The following is a 21,777-nucleotide window of genomic DNA, read 5'->3' on the forward strand; positions in this document are numbered from 1 at the left end:
TTAAGTTAAGTGGTCTATTTTGAGGCGAGAAAATCTTGTCGATAACGAGGCAAAAATTTTGCTATTTAGTTGTTCTAAATGAGAAATTTTTAACGCTGTTAGCGTCAGATTTACTCCTTCAAATTGAGCAAGTATTAAGTCAAATTGGTATTATCGCCGCTTCATGCCCATCTAATGCTTTCCTTACCTTTACTTGCAGTTGTGGAATAACACACTCTTCAAACCAGTTATGCTTTTTCAACCATATTTGGTTTCTAGGACTTGGGTGAGGTAGCGGGATCATGTTTTGGGTTTCATAATTTGCTGCTTTTACCATGTCTGTCACTGATGAGTACTGCGGTAAATAATATCGCTGTGCGTATTGACCGATAAGTAAGGTCAAAGACACTTGTTTCAGAGATGCGAACACCTGTTGATGCCACTTTGGCGCGCACACTGCCTTTGGTGCTAAATCACCTGATTTACCTTTACCGGGATAACAAAACGCCATTGGCATGATGGCAAAGAGATCTGGATTATAAAATTGCGCCCGCTCCACAGCAAGCCAACTGCGCAATCTATCGCCGCTAGGATCATTAAACGGTAACCTGCTGTTATGCGCTTTCAATCCCGGAGCTTGTCCAATGATGAGTATTTTCGAAAGACTATTTCCCTGAATAATTGGGTTAGCCCCAAGAGGTAACTCAGGTTCGCAGAACCGACATAAATTCACTTGTGTAAAAATATCCATTTTAGCTTGCTGGTTTTGGCAATAAAAAACAACCAAGATTATCGCATAGCAACGCTTATCCCCCAATGCACTGAAGCTTTTATTTAATACTTACTTAGTTTAACTCCATTTGAAGCCTGTTGTGTAACCGACTCCCACCATAACAACTAGACGAAATATACAAGTACAGAATATCACCCAACGGTAGCAGCTCAAGTTATGTCAATTGAGTATCACGCCATGAAAACAAGTGCGAATCACTATCATTTAGATGCAAATTATTGGATAATAATCTATTACTCTTGTTGTACTTTTAAGGGGTACTATGCCTAATCAGGATAACACTAAAATTCAGGCAGCTTTATACAAATCGCAAGTAATCTCACGTTTTTTAATCGCTATAATCGGCGGCTATTTTGTCACCGTTATGGCTTCGTCTCTGCTTGCTTTAACCTTACCAATAAAGCGCTTAGATGCGCTTTTATACGCATTAACAACAGGCATTCTTTTTTATCCTATCACCTTTATATGGGTATTCGGATGCCGCTCTTTTAGAAAGGTATTGCTTAGCATGATTGGAGTACTTTGTATTCTTTACGGCACGTTGACACTGCTTGGAGGCAAGCTGTGAGGGAGTCATTTTTTCGTAGTATGACTTGGTTACACACCTGGGTTGGCTTACTCGTTTGTTGGTTGCTATTTTTAATCTTCTTTGCTGGGACTGCAAGTTTTTTCAGACATGAAATTAGCTTATGGGCGCAGCCAGCGACACATCATTTACCGCAATATAACCATGCTTTTCAACAGCAAACCGTTACAAAAAGCATAGAACGCTTTCAACACACTGCTCCCACAGCTGAATCTTGGCGTATAGAAATGCCAACCGAGCGCCGCCCAAGTCTTTTACTTATGTACTCTGAGAAACCCAAAGAAGGAGAAAGAAGAGGGAAGCGCCATTCAGAATACTTGGATCCGATCACACTAGATGCGCTACCTGAGTTTAGAGATACAAAAGGAGGCAACTTCTTCTATCGCCTTCATTTCGACTTACATTATATGAATGCAATAACCGCACGGTGGATTGTATGCTTCGCGACCTTATTCATGCTGATTGCGCTAATCTCTGGTGTGGTGATCCATAAGCGTATTTTTAAGGATTTATTTCAATTTAGAAGCAAAAAAGGTCTTCGAAGTTGGTTAGATGCACATAATGTCTCATCCGTCATTGCTTTGCCTTTTCATATAATGATCACCTACACCGGTTTGGTTACGCTAATTTTTATGCTGTTACCACAACCTGCGCAGCAACGCTATGAAGACAAGCAAACGCTAAGAGCCGAGCGCTATCCTCTACTTGCGACAGCACCTGCTACAGGGCAGCCGCTTCAGGAGCTTGCGTTAAATAAAGTATTGGATCACTATTATACTAACTCAGGTAATGCTCCACTTCGCCGTATCGTTATTTCATCACCAAACGATGCAAGTGCAACTATAAAGCTTTATGCCAACGCGGGGCGTGCTGTACAGGATGACCCGCCGAGCTGGATGTACAATGCCGCATCTGGTGAGTTATTAAAAACACACAATGTCAACTTATCTGGTGCAGAAAACCTCTACGGCGGCATGATAGCACTACACACAGGACGGTTGGCAGAGCCGACCCTGCGATGGCTGTACTTTATTGCAGGACTCGCAGGCTGCGTAATGATAGCAACAGGTGCTGTCATGTGGGCTAAGAGACTACGCCAAAAACTTAAGAGAGATGAAAAGCCAGGCTTTGGCCTTAAACTGGTAGAGTCTCTAAACTTAGGTACAATAATGGGTCTACCAGCGGCAACGGCAGCATTTTTCTATGCCAATCGTTTATTACCCACGGAGCTTGTTGCACGCGCAGACAAAGAGGTACTCGTATTCTTTATTGTCTGGGCTATCGTTGCCATCGCTGCCTGTTACAAATCGGATAGATTAGCTTGGCAACTGACGGCTAAAGTAAACGCGCTCGCATGGGCGGGACTTCCTGTAGTGTCCATGCTCACGATTGAAGGGAACTTGGTGAGTTATTTAATACATAAACAGTGGGTATTATTTGGTTTTGACGCACTGGCTATTGGTATTGCCGTAAGCTTTTTGGTGCAAGCTAGGAAGTTAGGTCGCTCCCAAGTAACACCAGCCGCACCCTCCCGCCGCTCTCAACGCGAGGTTAAGATCTGATGCAATGGCTGATATTTTTATTTTGTCTACTTGCCTTTATGGGATTTGCCATAGCGAAACCCAACCACTATAAAGAAGTACTAGGCAAACGCCCAAAAGGTAATATAACAAGTCACTTAAATATTGCCAGCTGGCTTTGTCTTATAGGCAGCCTGATACTGTCAATCGTAACTCAAGGCGCATATGGTAGCGTACAATTTATTGGTTACATGACAGTAGCAGTGCTGCTACTGGTGGCTATTTTTGCAACCAAGCCTCAGTATTTCAGATCACTATTTTACCTAGTGAGCTTTAGCATCGTATTGTGCTCACTATATTGGATCATTATTTAACTAAGGCGCTGCTTGCAGCGCCCTTTTCAGATCACTATTTTACTAAGGTTTCTTAGTTAACCCTTTGAAAGAACAACATTTAGCACAAAATATCGCCAGCACTCCACTTCAAGACGTAAATTTACTAACTCAAACCACATACACTTGGTAAAATTCTGATCCAATTCGCTCTTTTTGATTGGTTAGTTAGTAAAAATATGATCTATATATTTTCTCTTTGCATTAGCTTAGTAAAAATCTGATCCAAACAAGGGAACATAACCCTAAAATTACAAACCAACAGAGATTAGGGATGTGCTAACTCATGGCTTTTAAACTCACAGCATATTATTTCTTTATCTAGCGTGTCTATTTTAGGTAATTGAAAAGCTGATGGTGAAAGTTAACCTTAATGTCACTGTCCAACTCAGTTAGTAAAATTACGATCTAATACATGATGGGAGTGATGATAGGCCTTGAAGCCGCTATTATTTCCACCGATACGATATTGAGGAATAACAGCGGCTGAAGTCATTGGCTACTGCGAAGCTTACGTACTAGAGTAAACTCACAATGTATCGCTTAGCTCTTATGAAATGAGTGCCCTTTTTATCGTGAGCCACGCTGGGTTGTTGCCTTCCAGTCTAACTGCATATCCCAAACATATCGGTGTTGGGGGGCGAGTGGTTGCTGCGAGTCATCAACTTGCTCAAGCACGTTTTTTGCTTTCACTAAGGTAGCATCGCGACCAAATAAGTAGCTTTGCTCATGCACAATCGTCAAGTATGCTTTATTCAATGCCAATGCACGCGCTTTTGAAGGTGTAATTAGCTCATATATATTTTCAATAGCATTCACTTTCTCTGTATTTAGCGAGCCATCCTTGTTGAACCAGCGCATTAGCATTTCTTGATTTTGCCTAAACTCATCCCCTCCTCCGACACGCATCATATAAGTTAAAAACTCTCCTTGTACTTCACCTTTATTTGGCACATCTTTTATATCGTGTAAATTGATATAACCCCAACCAAGCTTACCCTCAACTTTTCGCGCAAACGAGAAAGTCTGATCATACGTAGAGCCGATCGTCTTGTGGCAGCCATTACAAAACGCTAATTCTTGCTCATGCTGCGGACGAAGTTGCCCCGACTTGTCTTCGATGTATCCGTTAATGGTCCAGCCGAAGTTGTTGTTAATCCCTAAATCACCAAGGTAAAGTGTTTGAGGGTAGTTTTCAAAAGACTTTTCTTTTGCTTCACGATAATAAGCGGCTCCCAGAGATTGTTTTGACTTAAAGTTATGCTTTTTCATATAGCGTACTTCTTTCATTCTGGGCGCGTTAAATATCTGCCCATTATCGTCTACTCCTATGTAACGAACAGTATGCAAAAACTCAGTATCTTCTGGGTACAGCTGATGGGCAAGCTGGATGTGCTTCGCATCTCCAACATAATGTAGGCGGCGTTTTATTTTATTTACTTGGGCTATTTTGCCATCGCCATTTAAATCCTCACCAACTCGCAATTCTGAAATTAAGGGCGTAGATATTTCGTCAAGCCCCTTTACAGCCAACTCCACTAAACTCAGATTTGTTAAGTACACATCTTGGTTATACGCATCACCTTTTTCTCTGAAAGCGTCGGCAAGCCTTATCATCACATCCCCAGTTGAGCCGTTGGTTGGCCAAAAGGTGCTAGGAAAAGGTTTATAATTAAATGCCACCCAACCACTACCGTCATTCGCTATCCCTAATTCATTGAATGCTTTATCTGGGTATGCCAAATCTTTGATTGGTGTTATTTCGCCTTTCCAGCTCGGGTCATTTTTAAGCTTTTCAATAAAAGGTGTGTAATTGTCTTGAYTAACCCAGTTAGTAATATCTTGATCTGAAATACGCTTAATAAGTTCAGAGCGGTCTATAAACAAGTTTTTCCAGTGGTTTTTGAACCCCAAATCAGAAAACTCATAGGCACCTTGTAAGTTTGCATCTCGCATCATGTTCGGCCTACTTTTATCGTCGTATGACTGATGACACGCGTAGCATGGGTTCTTCACGCCATCTGTTTTTGTGTAACACTGAGGTGGGATAACTGATTCAGGGTTATAAACTTCATTATGTTCCATATATGCAGTAGCGGGAATATCATCTCCTGGCTGATAAGGTGGCGAAGCTTGCGCTACTTCTAACAACGTATTGTTCACTATGTTAGGTTGCTCGTTATCGCAACCAACTATGCTAATACAACTAAAAAGTACGGTAAAAAGGCTAACGTATTTCACTTTTATGACTCCAAAATTTGGACAAAAAAATGCAGTGCATCGATAAATGCACTGCCATCTATTTAGTTATTTTGCTTTGGATCATAAAGCCATAGCGTATTGTTTTCTTGGAAGCCATCTTCACCGATAATGATGCGACCATCTTCCATCACAATCACGTTGTCAGGTTGTGAGAGTTGATTCACATCACAGCGCTCAGCACCAGTAAGTGAAGAGCGGTACGTCGATCCCATCACAACTGGCTCAATACGTGTTAAGTTATAGTTATTGTCGATATGTGCTCGATATACACCGCCACAATCTTTCACCCGTGCTGAAAGTTGAATATCACCTTCACCATCAATCATGGTTTTATCTATATCTGCAATCCCGATATACATATACGCTTTATCAACGACTTCTCCAGGCACCACATCTTGTCCGGTTACAGCCTCCAAAACGCGGTTATGATTAATACTAATGCCCTCAAGCTTGCGCCATTCAGCCGTTGCGCCCTTTTGACGTGCAGCTTGTCGTGACTCGAGGAAAATAGCTCTGTTATCCATAGGTTTACCAGCTGTTACTTTGCCGCCACCATTTTCTATGGTTGGATAGGTTGCAGCCCCTGTCGCCCACGCTTTAACGTCCGCAACAGACAAGTAGCTTGTTTGCCCTTCCACATAGTCTGATGTATTAATACCATCATACTCAGCAATCCAAGTTTCAATTTGCGCATTACTACCTCGGCCAAGCTCCACCCAAGAGATGTCAAAACCGGTAACAGCGGGATCTGTCAATCCGCTATCTTGCTTTAATTTTGCCGCATATAGCACACCTGCACTTAAATCTTCAGGTTGATCGGCAATAAACTTAAACAATACTCCACCGGTATCATCTTGTGATGAATAAACAGTGCGACGATCCGGCATCACGACTGAGTTTTCATGTTCATATCGTCCGATTGTGAAGTGCTTCACCACATCTGGAGTGTCTGTTGTCGGGTTTTGGATCTCTGCAATATAGCCGTAGCGATATGGATTAGGAAAGTCAGGTGCTGTCAACGCTTCCATCGTGTCATTCCCTGTTTCGGCAGGGTTATTCCACTGTGGATCTTGTGTCGTATCAACCGCGGACCATACAATCCACTCTTCAGAAGTTAGCGGAGTTCCCCAAGGAGAAACTGAGCCAAAGCAATTCGCCGCAGTGCCTTTAACACCATCAAAATCAACCATCATTGCTTCTTCAATTGACCACTTACCAGTTGTCGATTTGCTCATTTTTAAACGGCTTACGCCACCAGGGTAGGCTTCCCAGTTTGTAAACAGGTAACCAGAATCCGCAGTTACTGGAATAAAGCCATTAAAATCAGGATTGTCGTTTTTAATGATTTCTTCACCTGTGGAGATACTGTAATGTACCCCAAGACCGCCAGCTAATCCTTTGTCACCTAGCTGCGAGAACTTATCACCTGTTTGCCCCAAAATTTGGTATTGGCCAATTGCAGAAACCACCGTTTGTTGCTCCATGGTTGATGCAGGTACTGGAGCACTGGGTATATTAGATGGCAAGTTATTAAAATTCACACCTGTGAGGACACCCACTGTACCTGTATTAAAAGGCGTGTTGTTAAAGTTATCTGTCTCAGTGTTTGTGTCATTTGGATGTTGCACATTAAAGAATAAATCACCACCTTGAGAGAGGAAAAGACCCGTTACCTCTGCACCTGCTGGTACCGTTGCGATACGGACTAGACCAGGAACACTATAACTACCGTCACGACCATCCGTACCGTCAGTACCATCCACACCGTCCTTGCCGCTGGTGCCATCAGTGCCATCGACACCATCCTGACCATTGGTGCCATTTGTTCCATCTTGACCCGCAGTTCCTTGCTCACCTTTCGGGCCCGTGGCGCCTTGCGCACCATCGTCACCGTCACAAGCTGTCAGTGCCATGGCAACTGCCGCTGCTATTAAAGAATATGCTACACGCTTCATGAGTTACTCCAGTTCCTAAGTATTATTGTTTTGAAAAGCGTGCAACAGTGTGAAGTGTTCCTGTTACAGTTGACTGAATGATTTATTAACCATTTCCTACAGGAATAAGACACGATGGCCGTTGTCTCACGACCATTGAAATAAAAACCCAAAAAGGGTACTGATTGTAAAGGGGGTTTACACTACTCTTGCTCTATTGCTTCATGCTCCATATAAATAAGTGCTTCAGTGTCAAAGCCATATCTATCAGATGTCGCTTTAAATTTATTCATAACGGCTTCAGACACTTTCGGAGTTCTTGAAAGTAACCATAGATAATCTCGGTTATAGCTTGTTACAAAAGCATATTGATAGTCTTCATCTAATTCAAACACCACATAGCTTCCATAAAATGGACCAAAAAATGATACTTTAAGGTGTGCTATTTCCTTATTTGCAACAAACTTGGCCTTTCCTATCGCTTCTTTCCACACTCGCTCTTCTGTTACATACCCACGATTAACAACCTTGATAGAGCCATCTGAATTCTGGCTGTAAGTCGCAGTAACATTTTGCATTCCTCTCTCAAATGCGTGATCCAACCTTGCAATTTCGTACCAAGTACCTTGGTATCGCTCAACATTAAATTCTTCGACCGGTTCAATTCCATTTGGCAGTCCGGTGCAGGCCGCCATCGATATGGTCACGATCGCACCCAAAAGTAGCTGTCTTAATTTCATTATTGTCTCCAATTTTGTCATCCTAATCATACGCGCTTATTAATGTTGTAGATTAGATCAAAATATAATTAGTACTTGGTATGTAAAGAAAGTAGTGATTTACCGTTTAACATGCCAATTTTTCCCGATTTATTTTACACTTATAAAAATTTATCTCAGCAATGCCCCATGGATACAACACAAAACAAAAAAATACTAACTCGTGGCTTTGGTGCAAAGACAGGTCATGTTGCCTTTTATATTGAACATCCACCAGCCATACTTTCCTATAAGAACATCAGTAAAATCATACCCCTAGAGGGTGGAGAGATTGATTATATCAACAACCAATGTGGTAATGGCTGGCGGAAAATATTTAATGTTTTTGCCAAGTTTTTGTTCGCGGCTCAGTTGCCAGATCACAATATTACTAACTTCCCAAGTTGGCAGTCATATCGAGATAGCGCTTTATTACAAGCCTCAAGCCAAGAAGCCCTACTCTTTTCACCACCAGATTTTTCAATAAAATCATACAACTGGCATATAATTGCAGGGCGAACATATGCTAAATCGCTATTGAAAGATCAGATTTTTACTAACAGCTTGATATGGTTAGATGATGAGTTTGCAGTAGATACAGAGTTAAACCTGATCGTTTCACCATTTTTAGACTATCGCCAGCTAAGTAATATAAAAATCAATAGGTTAGCAAATATAATTAAGGGAAACTAAGCTCATTTCTGCCATCATTGACGTTAATTTGACACTCTTAGATCACACTTTTACTAGGTAAAAATGTGATCTAACGTAAAGCGCTTTAGTATCAGATCATCATTTTACTAACCCAACTAGCAGTTATATTGCTTACAAATCGGCTTCTTAACGTCGAAATATGGGATAAAACAACAGAAAGCGAGCAATCTAGATCAATATTTTACTAACACCACTTATACCAGTTTGCTTAATTAAGTGGTCTATTTTGAGGCAAGCAAATTGGTAGTAGACTTGGTAAAAACTTGCTCTATTTTTTGGTTGCAACAACACCTGAAAAACCAAGTGCCTTGAAATAGGGTTTAGYGACCCCAAACCCTGCTGCATCGAGTAATTCCGCTAAGCGTATTTTATCGACTGGAAAAAACTCATGTTCTAAATTGACTCGCATATGCTGCTCACCTTTCTCAGATAGCCCCAGTTGCTTACAAGCGATAAGCTGTGCGTCACGTTCAAAAGACGTCACCGGCTTCTCCAAATCAGCAATAAAAAGGTGACCATTGGGTTTTAGCTGCTCACTCATTTGTTTAAATAACCGAGCCTTATCGCCATTGTCTTTCACAAAGTGCATCACCAATAAGCACAGCACAGCATCAACTTGATAGGCCGAAGGCGAAAGCGCACCATAGTGAAGTTGAACACGTGAGTTGATTTTCAGCTTAGTAAAATATTGATCTGCTATTTCTAGCATATCAGCAGATACATCCTGCGCGATAAAACGCCACGTATGGTTAAGCTTTGCTAACTCAACCACTTCCTTTCCTGTTCCAGCACCAACGATCAGAATTGTCGCATCATCAGGATAGAGCGCTAATAATTGAGCGCTACTTAACTGATGAAGTAACTCATAACCTGGTACTAGTTTAGTGATTCTTGAGTCGTAGTTTTGGGCTTCTTCGCCCGTAAAAGTCGGCATCCAAATTTCCTTATGTTTGTGGTACCAAATGTAATGATGAATAGCCTCCAGGCTGCTTATCGACATGGATCCGCGTTGCGATCCGCTCACTCATTTGCGCTACGTGTGAGATCACACCAACCTTACGCCCCTGAGATTGCAGCGCATCTAACGCGTCAATCGCGACTCCCAGTGTTTCTGGGTCTAACGTCCCAAAACCTTCATCAATAAATAGAGAATGTATACTCACCTGATTGGAAGATAATGCGGCAAGCCCCAGAGCTAAAGATAACGACACCAAAAACGACTCACCGCCTGATAGCGTATTGACACTTCGCTGCTCATCCGCCATGTCCTTGTCTATTACCGCGATTTCTAATGACTGCTCAATCGTCGTCAACAGATAGCGTCTAGACAGTGTCCGAAGTTGTTGATTAGCATACTGTAATAATATTTTTAATGTTTGTGTTTGCGCCCAATTGCGTAATTTTTTGCCCGTTGCATCGCCAAGTAACTTATCTAGTAAATGCCAGTGCTCATAGTCTTCTTGCAGCTGAGCCAAAATAGTTGCTTGGTCTGAAAATTGTTGTTTATTCTGCGTATCAATTTCCAAAGTGCTCTGCACTTGTAGTAATTGATTTTGTACTTCCTCGAGTGCTTGGTTGCTCACCTCAAGCTCAGCTTGCACGCGCTCTTTATCTATTCCATCAGGAAATTTTTGTTGTAGCTGTAGCAACTCCTCACGTTGATGTGACAAAAGTATTTTTGTGTCATCGCACATACGCTGGATTTGATGATACTGATCCAACTTGGTACGTGCCTCCTCTGAGCAAGCATCGAGTAATATTAATACCTGTGCATGTTCTAAGCGATTCTCATTTAACCAGTGTTCAAATCGCTGTGTTAGCTGCTGCACACGTTCGCCGTACTCAGCAAGTTGCTCTGTCAATTGTGATTTAGCTTGTGAGGCACTTTCACGTTTGGCTTCCGTCTGACTAATGTCGACTCGCAATTGTATGAGCGATTCTTGGGTCGTATTTTGCTGCGATTTTAACGCAGTAACCCACTCCTCTAATGTCGAATGTTGTGATGGTAGATACTTTTGCCTTTCACACACAATATCTTGTATGTGCTGTTGATGCTGCTGTAGCACATCTTCCAACTCAGCTAGTCTCAGCGCTTCGTCTTGCTTTTGCTGTGCCAATAAATTGCACTGATGCGTCAAACTGTCTTGATTTTGTAACAGCTCATCATAGCGCTTAGTGGTGGTAAGCCAACGTTGTACTCGCGCTTCCAACTCAGCCAAACCGGTACTGCATGATAAATCAAATTGCTGCCACCACTGTTTATCATCAATTAATGACGCTAACCTGTCTCTTAATGATTTGGACTTTTGCACAAGCTTCTCATGTTCAGTACGTAAATGAACGATCTGATTATCTAGGTCATGATGCTGTTGCTGTATCGCCTGCTCTTGATGTTTAGCTTTCTCAAGTCTTTGCTGCGACAGCTGAACATGTTGCCACTGCTCGTCTATCTGGCTTCTCAAACGTGTTAATTCAGCGATCTGAGACTGAATTTGGAGTAACTTTTGTTCGGCTTGCGTCGCGTTTTCTACCTGATAGTTGTTCGGTAACGTCTCTAAATATTTGCGACTTTCATCAATCTGCTTAGTGCAATGAGCAATCTCTTGGTTCACAGATTGCCACAACGCATTCTCACGCTCTTTTTCACCCACTTGTTGATTATATCGCTGCAACACTTGTTCGCGAGCTTGCTCCGCAGCCTGATATTGAGCACGAAAGTCCCGCAATAATTGCTCCCAATGTGTATCAATATGCTCAACACCATAGGGGTGCTCTTTTGCACCACACACCATACATTCTTGGCCGGCTTTGAGTTGTGAACGTAAGTCACTGATCCGCTCACTAGCTCTGAGTTGCACTTGTTCTAAATTATCTCGGGTGAGTGCTAGGCGCTGTTTTGAAAGTTCGTCCTGCTGTTTAGTATCTTTTATCTGTAATTCTAATCGCTCTAAACCAATATGATGTTGAGTTTGCTGCGAGCGCAGTTGATGTAAAAGTGCCTCTCCTTCATTGATACTCTTGTGCGCTTGAACACACGCCGTCCAGTTTTGCATATCTTGAGTTAAGTCTCGAGCCGTTAACGGGGCTAAGTTTGCTTTCAACTCTTCAAGCGTTTGAACATCAGTAAGATAGGCTGAATTTAGGGTTTGTGCTTGTACTTGGCATTCCTGTAAACGCGTCGCGAGTTGTTGCTGCTGCTCCGGTAAGCTATCTAGTAACGAAGTGCATTCCTTGAGCTGTAACAATAATTGCTGTAAGTCCTCAAACTGAGGCAGTACTGTGTGCCACTGCGATGCTATGTTGGCAACCGACTGTAAGCCTGCTTGCTGCTGTTTAAGCTGGGTAAGTTCGCTCTCAATGTCTTGACGCTGTGATAGCTGCTGCTGTAATTCAAAGTCATACTGAGCTGCCAACTCAGTGTGTTTTGCAATGATGGGTTTAGTTTCTTGCTCCTGAGCACGATGCAACTTTAATTTGTCATCTAATTGCGTGATTGCATCAAATTTTGTCGCTTGCTGGGTAAAGTGCGCCTGCTGCTGAGCAAGTTGCAATTCTAACGCTTGCTCATGTGTTCGTAACGTATCCAAGGTAGTCTCAAATTCTAGCTCTTGTAGTTCTGAGAGCTGTGTTTGGCACTTTGTTTGGCGTAATTGTACTTGCTCTAGCTGCTCTCTATTATCTCGGATCTCATTCGCTTTGAGTACTTGCTCTGCGTGTTTTTGCTGTGGTTCACTCTGTATCAGTTGCTGTTCTTGTTGCTGCAACCTCTGCTCAATATCAATAATTTTTTGTTGTCGTGTTTCAATATCAACTAACCACTGAAGCTGGGTGTGAAACTGAGTGCTTTTGCTTTGTAGTTGATTTCTGTTTGTCAGCAGTGAGTCTTTTTGTGTTTTAAGCTCGGCACGCTGCTCTGCTGATAACAAGACAATCTGCCCTAACCTTTCTTGCAGTGCAGTTAACTCTTGTTTTTTTACCTTATGCGCTTCAAAAATTGCTTTACCAATCTGGCTGAACTTTTCGGTGCCGGTTAGGCACTCGAGTAATTGCGCTCGCTCATCACCTCCCGCTTTCAAAAATGCGGAAAATTCATGCTGAGCAAGTAATACAGCCCGAGTAAACTGGGCAAAGGTCAGCCCGACTAACTGTTCAATTTTTTGCTCAGTGTCTTTCTTCTTTTCGCACACCAGCGTCATATCAGGTAGACGAAATAGCTCTATCGATGCCGGTTTTAGATTGCCTTTTGGGCTTTTTCTGGCACGCTCAACAGACCAAACCACTTGGTATCGATTATTATCTTGCGCGACAAAAACAACCGATGCCGATCCTGCTGTACAGCCTCTGCGCAGCAAATTTCGGGGATCATTGAGTTTTATGTTGTCGCCGTTAAACGCTACCTTTTCTTTGTCATCTGATTTTAACCTTGCGGTTTTACCATAAAACGCAAGACAAATGGCATCAAGTAAGGTGCTTTTTCCCGCGCCGGTGTCACCTGTGATTGCGTAAAGACCGGTATCTTTGAGAGGCGCTTTTGTAAAGTCTACTTCAGCACTTTCAATGGATGCAAGATTGGTGATTTGTATCTTTTCAAGTTTCATCGTTTAACTCTTCCATGTTAGCGATAACTTCCGCAAGCTTATTGTGTAGACTTACAGGCGCTTTTTCTTCATCAGGCTCAAGTTCCCTGTATGCAATATCGAGTAAACTGGTAACAGACAGTGATTCTACTTTGGCTAGGTCCTCAAACAAATCCTCCACGGTGTCGCGCGCCTGTGTTACACGCTCAATTCCGCAAAACTGTATCGCTTTGCCTTTTAATGCAGCATCAATTTCAGCACGAAAGCGACTACTCGTCTCTGCTGAGGAAAGCCTTAACCTAATATAAGGAGCACTGTCGTACTGGCTAAAATCGTTTGTCGTGATTTCCTCACATAACTCGCGAAGGCGCTTTGATCCCGTATCAGGAATATAAAGCACATCTTTGAAGCGTGGAACGTAAAGGGGATTTACAGCCACCAGCTTGTGTTCACTGAATTCGGCCAACAGTACTTGGTGGTTATAATGTCGTTCTGAAAAAGACATAGGTAAGGGTGTGCCGCAATATCTAATCGCATCGTGCTTTGCCACCTTCTGCGCTTTATGCAAATGACCCAATGCAACATAGTCAAACTGCTCGCCAAACACACCCGCTGAAATTGAGTCGAAGCCACCTATGTTGAGGTTGCGCTCTGAATCCTCCGAAATAGCGCCACCTTTGGCATGCAAATGCCCCATCAATATAACCGGGCCTTTGCGTTTGGGTATGGTATCAATCGCCTGTTGGTAAGCGAGTTTAACACCTGTTTGATAATCAAACTCTTCATCTGAGGGTTTAGGAAGATCGGCACTACGCAGAAATGGCATTGCAACGACGTGTAGTTGCTGGGCTGCGACTGTCAACTCTATCACCACTTTCTCTGGTGCTAATTTGTCAAAGCGACCAATTACATGTGTGTTGAACAGTGTTAATAGAGGTTTTGCAGCTTCAATACGATTAGCTGAATCGTGGTTGCCAGCAATAATTATGATGTGCAGCGCAGGGCACAATTGAGTGGCTTTTTGAATGAAAGTATATAGTTGTTTTTCTGCGGTAGCTGGCGGCGTAGCAGTGTGGAAGATGTCACCACTTACCAATAACACATCGATTTGGTTTTTGACCAACTCATCACATAACCAGTCTAAAAAGCATTGGTGCTCTTCTATCCGATCATGTTCGTAGAATGTTTGCCCTAAGTGCCAGTCAGATGTGTGTAAAACCTTCATTTAGCGTTCCTTTTTCTCAAGAAACGCTAATATAACATCGTCAAGCAATATTCGTCTTGTGAATATTGGCGCTTTACCTACTTATCGAGTTAATTGCCACCACGCAAAAATGATCACAGGTAGAGCGACTAAAAAGAATTTTGCCGGCAGCTTCAAAACGCGACTGTGTTTATCTTGCACACGTTTGATAGCCGATTTTTCATTACATGCTGCTACTTTATCAACGTAAAAATAGCCATCATCTAGATAGTCTTTACAGTTCTGTTCGTCTGCAGGAATTGCAACAAACTTCTCTTGTTTTTTTAGTATGTAGAAATCCATACTGCTCACCACATTAGATTCGCTAAACGGGTATTTAGTACTGAGCAAAACTAACGCCAGTTTTACTCAAATATTGTGAAGTGCGCGATTTTAATGACAAACTTAGGTCAATATCAACAACTAATTTTGATTTCTTTATTTATTTATAAAATGTAGACAATAAATTGGCAGAATACCTTTATGGCATGCAAATTAATTTATCCTAATTTGCCACTTTTCCTTATCAAAAACAAAGAATTGAAAAACATGAAAGTCATCGGTTATCGGAACTTGTTACTTTATCTCAAAACTTTGATCTCTGGTTTTTTCTTTGTCAACTTATTGTCATTGACCGAGCGCCTTCATCACCACGTGTCGACACACTATTCGCTTCGGATTCATATAATATAAAACATTGAAAAATAGAACTTATCGATCAGAGTTTTGGTACGGTAAAACAGGAAATAATAATGAAAATATCAACACGTGCCATCCCTTTGATGGCAATACTGGCTTTATCACAGGTCGCGCATGCTAGTGCGATTGCTCAGACCAAAGGCCATTTCGAAGATAAGTTCCGCCAACTTGACGAAACACTCCCCACCCCCAACATATATCGCAGTGCAGCAGGGGAGCCAGGGGAACACTATTGGCAACAAAAAGTGGATTATGATATTGATGTTCACTTAGATGAAAAGGCTAAAAAGATAAGTGCGAAGCAAACTATCCACTATAAAAATAACTCACCCCATACCCTCAAATATTTATGGCTACAATTAGACCAAAATATTTTTAAAACGGACTCAATTGCAGAGCGCAGCACCACATTTGAGAATAAATTACAGAGTAATCCTGTTGCAAACCCTGCAAAAATTTCACTCAATCAACTCAGACGCCAGCAATTTATGGATGATAACGAATTAGGGTTTATCATCGAAAAAGTTACAGATAGGCACCATAAACCGCTCAATATAACCATTGTAGACACCCTGATGCGTGTGGACCTAAACGAGTCACTAAAACCAGGAAAGGAAACACAGTTAAACTTAGCGTTTGCCTTTAATATTGTTGAAGAAGATGCCGTCGGCGCACGTTCAGGATATGAGCATTTTGATAAAGATGGTAACGATATATTTTTACTTGCTCAGTGGTTTCCACGACTTGCGGCCTATACCGATTACGAAGCGTGGACAAATAAGGCTTTTCTTGGCAGTGGTGAATTTACACTAGAGTTTGGTGATTATAATGTTGAAATTACTGTGCCAGCGGATCATATCGTCGCCGCAACAGGAGCGCTTGAAAATCCGCAAGAGGTATTAAGCCAGTCACAACAACAACGCCTAGTTCAGGCAGAAACAGCATCTCGCCCAGTTTTTATAGTCTCTGAAGAGGAGGCAATTGCCAACGAAAAAACCGCGACGAATGAAACTAAAACATGGCATTTCAAAGCTAAGAATGTGCGTGACTTTGCTTGGGCATCCTCACGAAAGTTTATGTGGGATGCAAAAGGCTATCAGCAAGGTGGTAGTGAGCAACCACTCGTCATGGCCATGTCATTTTATCCAAAAGAGGGTGGGGAACTTTGGAAAAAGTATTCAACAGAAGCAATTATCCATACCATGGAGGTCTACTCTCGGTTTTCATTTGATTACCCTTATCCAACCGCACAGTCAGTTAATGGACCTGTTGGAGGAATGGAGTATCCGATGATTACCTTCAACGGACCAAGAACGACACTACAAAAAGATGCTACCCGGACTTACTCACTTGCTGAAAAACGCTTTTTGATTGGTGTTGTTATTCATGAGATTGGGCATATTTACTTTCCTATGATAGTCAACTCAGATGAACGCCAGTGGACTTGGATGGATGAAGGTCTAAACAGCTTCTTAGATGGCGTGGCGGGAAGAGAGTGGGATCCCACCATCCCCTGGGGAGTCGAGCCAAGAGACATTGCAGCCTACATGAAATCTGAAAACCAATCTCCCATCATGACTCAGTCTGATAGTGTACTACATTTAGGACCAAACGCTTATACCAAGCCAGCCGCCGCATTGAACATATTACGTGAAGTGATTTTAGGTCGTGAACTATTTGATYTTGCCTTTAAAGAATATGCGCTGCGTTGGAAGTATAAGCGCCCAACCCCAGCTGATTTTTTTAGAACCATGGAAGAAGCTTCAGGCGTTGATTTGGATTGGTTTTGGCGCGGCTGGTTTTATAGTACAGATCACGTCGACATCTCACTGGATAAAGTCTATCAGTTACGTTTGGATACCAAAGATCCAGACATAGACTTTAATCGCCTAAGAGAATTTGAACAAAGCAAGCCCGTGTCGTTGTTTGTTATGCGCAACCAAGAAGAAGGCCGTGAGCTGTGGGTTGATAAAAACAAAGACATTCGTGACTTTTACGATGACCATGATCAGTTCACCGTAACGAACGAAGAGCGCAATGAGTATCAAGAGTTCTTATCAGAACTAAAACCTTGGGAGAGGCGAACCCTTGAGCGCGCAATCAAAGAAGACAAAAATTATTACGTACTCGCTTTTAGCAATCTAGGTGGACTGGTGATGCCTATTCTCTTGGAATTAACCTATCAAGATGGGACAAAAGAGTCGCGATATATTCCAGCTGAAATTTGGCGCCGTAATGCCAAAACGGTGAATAAATTAATCATCACCGACAAAGATAAGCTACTTGCATCAGTCACAATTGATCCGCGCTGGGAAACCGCTGATGTTGACATTGAGAATAATCATTATCCGAGGCGGATTATAGAGTCTCGTTTGGAGCTTTATAAAAAGAAAGCCCGTGAAGGGAAGGTATATCGTGACATTATGCAAGATGTAAAATCCAAACTGAAACCACTTGACGAAAACGAGGATAAGCCATGAAAATTTGGTATTTCAGCTGTGTTTTAATACTACTAATGCTGTCTTCATTATGTCATGCACATCAACTAAAAGCGGCAATCACTACTGTGTTATTTAATGAGCGAAGCGGAAACATTGAAATAATGCACCGCTTTTACCTACATGACACAGAGCACGCAATTGAGCACCTTTTTAGTCAAGATGCTGACATTTTTAACAATCAAAGAGATAGAGATAACTTTGCAAGCTATGTCAGTAAACGAGTTGAGTTAAAAGCAACTAATGGTAAAGCGCTCCCATTACAATTAGTGGGTGCTGAAATCGACGGTCAGTTTTTTTGGGTATACCAACAGACCCCTTTATTCTCACCAATTACTGCGCTGAATATGCGTCACGGTGCACTCAGAGATGTCTGGCCGCAACAGGTGAACCTAGTTAATTTTGAAGGTAAAGGAAAAGTGAAGTCCTTACACTTCGATGACAGCGATGACTGGCTCAAAGTGACATTTTAACCTAAAGCGCTACGGCGCTTTTTACTTTCCTCGTAAATATCCTAGACTAAAACTAACTATAAGTTTATCCGATAGTGAGGAAAAGGAATGAACGCCTCAGTGGTATATATACTTATCTTTATTTTGCTAGCGCCTCTTACTTCTGTGGCAAAAGATGTGGTTCGCTACAATATTTCCAAAGAATTTGCCGATCCTAAACAAGATTATTATATCGCCTTGTTGCGACTGGCACTTAATAAAAGTCGTGATCAATATGGCCCATATCAATTAATCGAAAACTCCTTTGATCAAACACCTCAAGGTAGGACATTGGAGATTTTAGAACAAGGGAAGTTACTAGATGTCCACTGGAGTATGACATCTATCCAACGAGAGCAACACTTAGGCACCGTGTATATCCCGCTTCTAAAAGGGATGATGGGGGCACGGCTTTTCCTCATTCACAAAGATACCGCAGCTAGCATAGCATTACTCAACTCCCCCGTGCAGTTGGCAAGCCTTACCATAGGAAGTGGCATTGACTGGCCTGATACCGCAATCTATGAAAAAAACGGCTTTGATGTTGTTACCAGCGTTGCAACATTATTACCTAAGATGCTTGAGGAAAAACGTTTTGAGTTATTTCCAAGGGCACTGCATGAGCCCTGGACCGAGCTTGCGCACATAGATAACGCAGTAGTAGAACCTCGGTTTGCATTTTGCTATCCCGCTGCCATGTATTTCTTCGTTAATAAAAATAACACACGTTTAAAAGAGCGACTCTCTTTTGGCTTGAAAAAAGCCATTGATGATGGGTCATTCGACAAACTATTTTTTAGTCACCCAGTAACTCGCGAGGCAATAACCAAAGCAAAATTCGAGGACAGGCAGGTATTAAAACTCCTCAACCCAAATCTAAGTGGCCATACAAGAGATACACTTTTTAATCCACGGTTCACTTGGCAACCGATCCATCAATGTATATCCCCTCATTGACCGAAGGCTTGTTTGTGGTCCTCAACTCACTACTCTGATATTAGCGTCAATGCGCTTTCAACTACGCGAATAGAAATGAGGTTTCACATGAAAATTGCAGCTGTTATGAACTAAAAATAGGAACAGAAATCCCCGCATTGTTCATGAAAAAAATTACAGATGAATCAAAATATTTTAAACATAAAAATCAATAAGATAAAAAAATACACTAGATACAATTATCAAATACTGAAATAAAAGCTAAACGAATCAACCACTTTAACGCAACATACTTTAGTTACATTTGTTTGACAAAAAGGAAATCCACCATGATAAAAACACACACATTGTAAAGATTTGTTAATGAAAAATATATATACATATCATGAAGATATTTAATTTCAATGAATCCACTTGAAAAAACATCGTAAATTATAAGTTGATCAAGATCCCGCATCATGAATAGTATTTCACTAATTATTAACGTCGTCGTGGTGAATTATGCGGTTACTGATTATTGCATTACTTATTGGTTTTATTGGTATTGCTGTTTGGAAAATGATGCCTGAAACGGGGCAATCACATACAAATTTAATTCAAGTAGAGAATACTCAGAACAATGAACAAAGTGATGAAATAAGTTCAACTTTAAAGGTCATAGTACCCACATCAACGTCTCAAAAAGACTTACAAGCAACTTCACAACACAAAGACAGTGATTTTTATGCTGTAAACAAAGTATCAGACAAAGCAAAAGCTGTACTCGAAGCCGCAAAAGTGTTGCCAAAAGATCTCAATAACGAAGCTTATATTGAGTTTGATTTAGCATCGCTGAGAAAACTTGAAGGTGGTGATAACTTTGAGCTGCTGATCCCACAAACGCAGGAGTCATTTATTGCCGAAGTTACCGGAATTTCTTCAGCTGAAAATGGCGATAAAAGTGTGTTTGGTAAAGTAACGGGTGCAGATGGGCGCTTTCACACCACAGTATTAACCGTCGGCAAAGATGCTGTTTACGGTCAGCTTACTGCACCTAGTGGGAATTACGTATTTGAGTCCAAAGATCAATACGGCTGGATTGCAGCGAAGCGAGATCTGTATCGGTCGCATCAAGAAGAAGAACTTCACCCCCATGATCACCACAAGGACACGAAACAAGACTTAGTTTCAATAGAAGAAGATATTTTTACACCCAAAAAGTAATACCTATTTGCTTATTTAACTGCTTTATTTTGAAACGAGAGGGTCTTAACTAAAACTTGACGGTAAACTTTCTATCTATTTGTTTTAAATAGAAAGTTTTGACTCTTTTCGCGTCTGATTAGCGCACTGAGATTGAGTAAGTATTATGGCAAATTGGTATAACGTTCACTAAAAGAAAGGAAAAACAATGAAAACAACAGTAAAGGTAGCATCGCTGGCAACAGCACTCGCACTATCAGCAAGCGCATCAGCAGTTACAGTCGATATTGGTATTTTATATACTGACCAATCAGCGGCTGCAACATCAAACATCGATACAAAAATCAACCAATTAATTGCTTTCACAAACCAAGTGTATAGCCAAAATGGTATTGATCTACAACTACGTCTTGCAGGCAAACAAAACCTAGGTAACTACAACATTACTCCAACGAGTGGGTGGTTAAACTCTGTGACTAACAGTAGCTATGTGGCAAACCTGCGTGATACTTGGCGTGCAGACATGGTCGCAGTACTTGGCACTGGTGAACGTGATGGTAACTATATTACCTGTGGTTTAGCGTGGGTAGGGCAAGGTAGTAGCAGCACAGGTAACCTGCACTCATATATGAGTGACCGTATGTTTAGTATTACAGGTATTGATTGTGGAGCAACAACATTCGTACACGAATTAGGTCACAATCAGGGCTTAACTCACTCGCGTGAGCAAGGTGATACGAGTGGCGGTGTTTATGTCGATGGTATGGGCTACGGTGTAAAAGACAAGTTTGCTAGTATTATGGCATACCCACATGTATTTGGTAATGCAACGCAGTATGACTATTTCTCTAATCCAAATTGGTCAGTAGGCGGTGAACCTTACGGCATCGTTGGTAAAGCGTTTGCTTGGAAAACAGTAGATGCAACAAAAACGAGCATAGCAAACTTTAAGTAATATCAACCAGCTAGGGCCTGCTTGCGAGACGAATGATATTGCGTAAAGCAAGCATGTCCTGATTGGCTTAAGACGAAAGCCATGAATAATACCAATTTCTTAATTAAGTGGTCTATTTTGAGGCGAGAAAATCTTGTCGATAACGAGGCAAAAATTTTGCTATTTAGTGGTTCTAAATAAGAAATTTTTAACGCTTTTCGCGTCAGATTTACTCCTTCAAATTGAGCAAGTATTAAGTCAAATTGGTATACGTACCTT

General features: G+C 41.6%; 16 protein-coding genes. 8 read left to right on the forward strand and 8 right to left on the reverse strand.

From position 1 onward, the window contains the following. Positions 1–139: 139 nt before the first annotated feature. Positions 140–730, reverse strand: coding sequence for a uracil-DNA glycosylase family protein (locus EAG18_RS04545; RefSeq protein ID WP_125251216.1), 591 nt, complete (start codon positions 728–730; stop codon positions 140–142). Positions 731–1,336: 606 nt separating this feature from the next. Between EAG18_RS04545 and EAG18_RS04555 the strand changes: the two genes are divergently transcribed. Continuing rightward, the gene (locus EAG18_RS04555) at positions 1,337–2,920 is read left to right on the forward strand and encodes a PepSY-associated TM helix domain-containing protein (protein WP_125251218.1); all 1,584 of its coding nucleotides are present in this window, start codon (positions 1,337–1,339) and stop codon (positions 2,918–2,920) included. Further along, positions 2,920–3,252, forward strand: coding sequence for a DUF3325 family protein (locus EAG18_RS04560; protein WP_125251219.1), 333 nt, complete (start codon positions 2,920–2,922; stop codon positions 3,250–3,252). Before EAG18_RS04555 ends, EAG18_RS04560 begins: the two co-directional genes overlap by 1 nt. Before the next feature lie 588 nt (positions 3,253–3,840). On the opposite strand, the gene EAG18_RS04565 is transcribed toward EAG18_RS04560, so the two are convergent. The 3 genes from EAG18_RS04565 to EAG18_RS04575 form a co-directional block, all read right to left on the reverse strand. After that, positions 3,841–5,511, reverse strand: coding sequence for a hypothetical protein (locus EAG18_RS04565; protein ID WP_125251220.1), 1,671 nt, complete (start codon positions 5,509–5,511; stop codon positions 3,841–3,843). Positions 5,512–5,573: 62 nt separating this feature from the next. Beyond that, entirely contained in the window at positions 5,574–7,487 is a 1,914-nt protein-coding gene (locus EAG18_RS04570; RefSeq protein ID WP_125251221.1) for an alkaline phosphatase PhoX, read from the reverse strand. 182 nt (positions 7,488–7,669) lie between these two features. Next, positions 7,670–8,206, reverse strand: coding sequence for a lipocalin family protein (locus EAG18_RS04575; protein ID WP_125251222.1), 537 nt, complete (start codon positions 8,204–8,206; stop codon positions 7,670–7,672). Positions 8,207–8,374: 168 nt separating this feature from the next. Between EAG18_RS04575 and EAG18_RS04580 the strand changes: the two genes are divergently transcribed. Then, positions 8,375–8,917, forward strand: coding sequence for a hypothetical protein (locus EAG18_RS04580; protein ID WP_125251223.1), 543 nt, complete (start codon positions 8,375–8,377; stop codon positions 8,915–8,917). A gap of 289 nt (positions 8,918–9,206) precedes the next feature. Here EAG18_RS04580 and EAG18_RS04585 read toward each other — a convergent pair whose 3' ends face one another. The 4 genes from EAG18_RS04585 to EAG18_RS04600 form a co-directional block, all read right to left on the reverse strand. Further along, complete coding sequence (locus EAG18_RS04585) at positions 9,207–9,872, reverse strand: class I SAM-dependent methyltransferase (protein WP_125251224.1); 666 nt, start codon at positions 9,870–9,872, stop codon at positions 9,207–9,209. Between the two features lie 10 nt (positions 9,873–9,882). Beyond that, positions 9,883–13,536: an SbcC/MukB-like Walker B domain-containing protein gene (locus EAG18_RS04590; protein ID WP_125251225.1), complete on the reverse strand. Its 3,654-nt coding sequence runs from the start codon at positions 13,534–13,536 to the stop codon at positions 9,883–9,885. Next, entirely contained in the window at positions 13,526–14,740 is a 1,215-nt protein-coding gene (gene sbcD / locus EAG18_RS04595) for an exonuclease SbcCD subunit D (RefSeq protein WP_125251226.1), read from the reverse strand. Before sbcD ends, EAG18_RS04590 begins: the two co-directional genes overlap by 11 nt. 81 nt (positions 14,741–14,821) lie before the next feature. Beyond that, entirely contained in the window at positions 14,822–15,061 is a 240-nt protein-coding gene (locus EAG18_RS04600; protein ID WP_125251227.1) for a hypothetical protein, read from the reverse strand. 479 nt (positions 15,062–15,540) lie between these two features. Between EAG18_RS04600 and EAG18_RS04605 the strand changes: the two genes are divergently transcribed. From EAG18_RS04605 to EAG18_RS04625, 5 genes are all read left to right on the forward strand, one after another. Then, complete coding sequence (locus tag EAG18_RS04605) at positions 15,541–17,937, forward strand: M1 family metallopeptidase (RefSeq protein WP_275557230.1); 2,397 nt, start codon at positions 15,541–15,543, stop codon at positions 17,935–17,937. Continuing rightward, positions 17,934–18,428, forward strand: coding sequence for a DUF6702 family protein (locus EAG18_RS04610; RefSeq protein WP_125251229.1), 495 nt, complete (start codon positions 17,934–17,936; stop codon positions 18,426–18,428). The genes EAG18_RS04605 and EAG18_RS04610 overlap by 4 nt, the downstream gene beginning before the upstream one ends. Positions 18,429–18,515: 87 nt before the next feature. Continuing rightward, on the forward strand, positions 18,516–19,403 hold the full coding sequence (locus EAG18_RS04615) for a hypothetical protein (RefSeq protein ID WP_125251230.1): 888 nt from the start codon (positions 18,516–18,518) through the stop codon (positions 19,401–19,403). A gap of 480 nt (positions 19,404–19,883) precedes the next feature. Next, a complete protein-coding gene (locus tag EAG18_RS04620) occupies positions 19,884–20,585 on the forward strand; it encodes a hypothetical protein (protein ID WP_125251231.1) in 702 nt (233 codons plus the stop codon). Positions 20,586–20,772: 187 nt separating this feature from the next. After that, entirely contained in the window at positions 20,773–21,519 is a 747-nt protein-coding gene (locus EAG18_RS04625; protein ID WP_125251232.1) for a reprolysin-like metallopeptidase, read from the forward strand. Positions 21,520–21,777: the final 258 nt, after the last annotated feature.

The sequence above is a fragment of the Pseudoalteromonas sp. J010 genome, from assembly GCF_003934235.1.
Classification (GTDB): Bacteria; Pseudomonadota; Gammaproteobacteria; order Enterobacterales; family Alteromonadaceae; genus Pseudoalteromonas; species Pseudoalteromonas peptidolytica.

What these genes read in the sequence shown, in the direction of transcription:
- EAG18_RS04545 (WP_125251216.1), bottom strand. Translation starts at nt 730, where the DNA reads ATGGATATTTTTACACAAGTGAATTTATGTCGGTTCTGCGAACCTGAG.
- EAG18_RS04560 (WP_125251219.1), top strand. Translation starts at nt 2,920, where the DNA reads ATGCAATGGCTGATATTTTTATTTTGTCTACTTGCCTTTATGGGATTT.
- EAG18_RS04570 (WP_125251221.1), bottom strand. Translation starts at nt 7,487, where the DNA reads ATGAAGCGTGTAGCATATTCTTTAATAGCAGCGGCAGTTGCCATGGCA.
- EAG18_RS04575 (WP_125251222.1), bottom strand. Translation starts at nt 8,206, where the DNA reads ATGAAATTAAGACAGCTACTTTTGGGTGCGATCGTGACCATATCGATG.
- EAG18_RS04580 (WP_125251223.1), top strand. Translation starts at nt 8,375, where the DNA reads ATGGATACAACACAAAACAAAAAAATACTAACTCGTGGCTTTGGTGCA.
- EAG18_RS04590 (WP_125251225.1), bottom strand. Translation starts at nt 13,536, where the DNA reads ATGAAACTTGAAAAGATACAAATCACCAATCTTGCATCCATTGAAAGT.
- sbcD (WP_125251226.1), bottom strand. Translation starts at nt 14,740, where the DNA reads ATGAAGGTTTTACACACATCTGACTGGCACTTAGGGCAAACATTCTAC.
- EAG18_RS04600 (WP_125251227.1), bottom strand. Translation starts at nt 15,061, where the DNA reads ATGGATTTCTACATACTAAAAAAACAAGAGAAGTTTGTTGCAATTCCT.
- EAG18_RS04610 (WP_125251229.1), top strand. Translation starts at nt 17,934, where the DNA reads ATGAAAATTTGGTATTTCAGCTGTGTTTTAATACTACTAATGCTGTCT.
- EAG18_RS04615 (WP_125251230.1), top strand. Translation starts at nt 18,516, where the DNA reads ATGAACGCCTCAGTGGTATATATACTTATCTTTATTTTGCTAGCGCCT.
- EAG18_RS04620 (WP_125251231.1), top strand. Translation starts at nt 19,884, where the DNA reads ATGCGGTTACTGATTATTGCATTACTTATTGGTTTTATTGGTATTGCT.
- EAG18_RS04625 (WP_125251232.1), top strand. Translation starts at nt 20,773, where the DNA reads ATGAAAACAACAGTAAAGGTAGCATCGCTGGCAACAGCACTCGCACTA.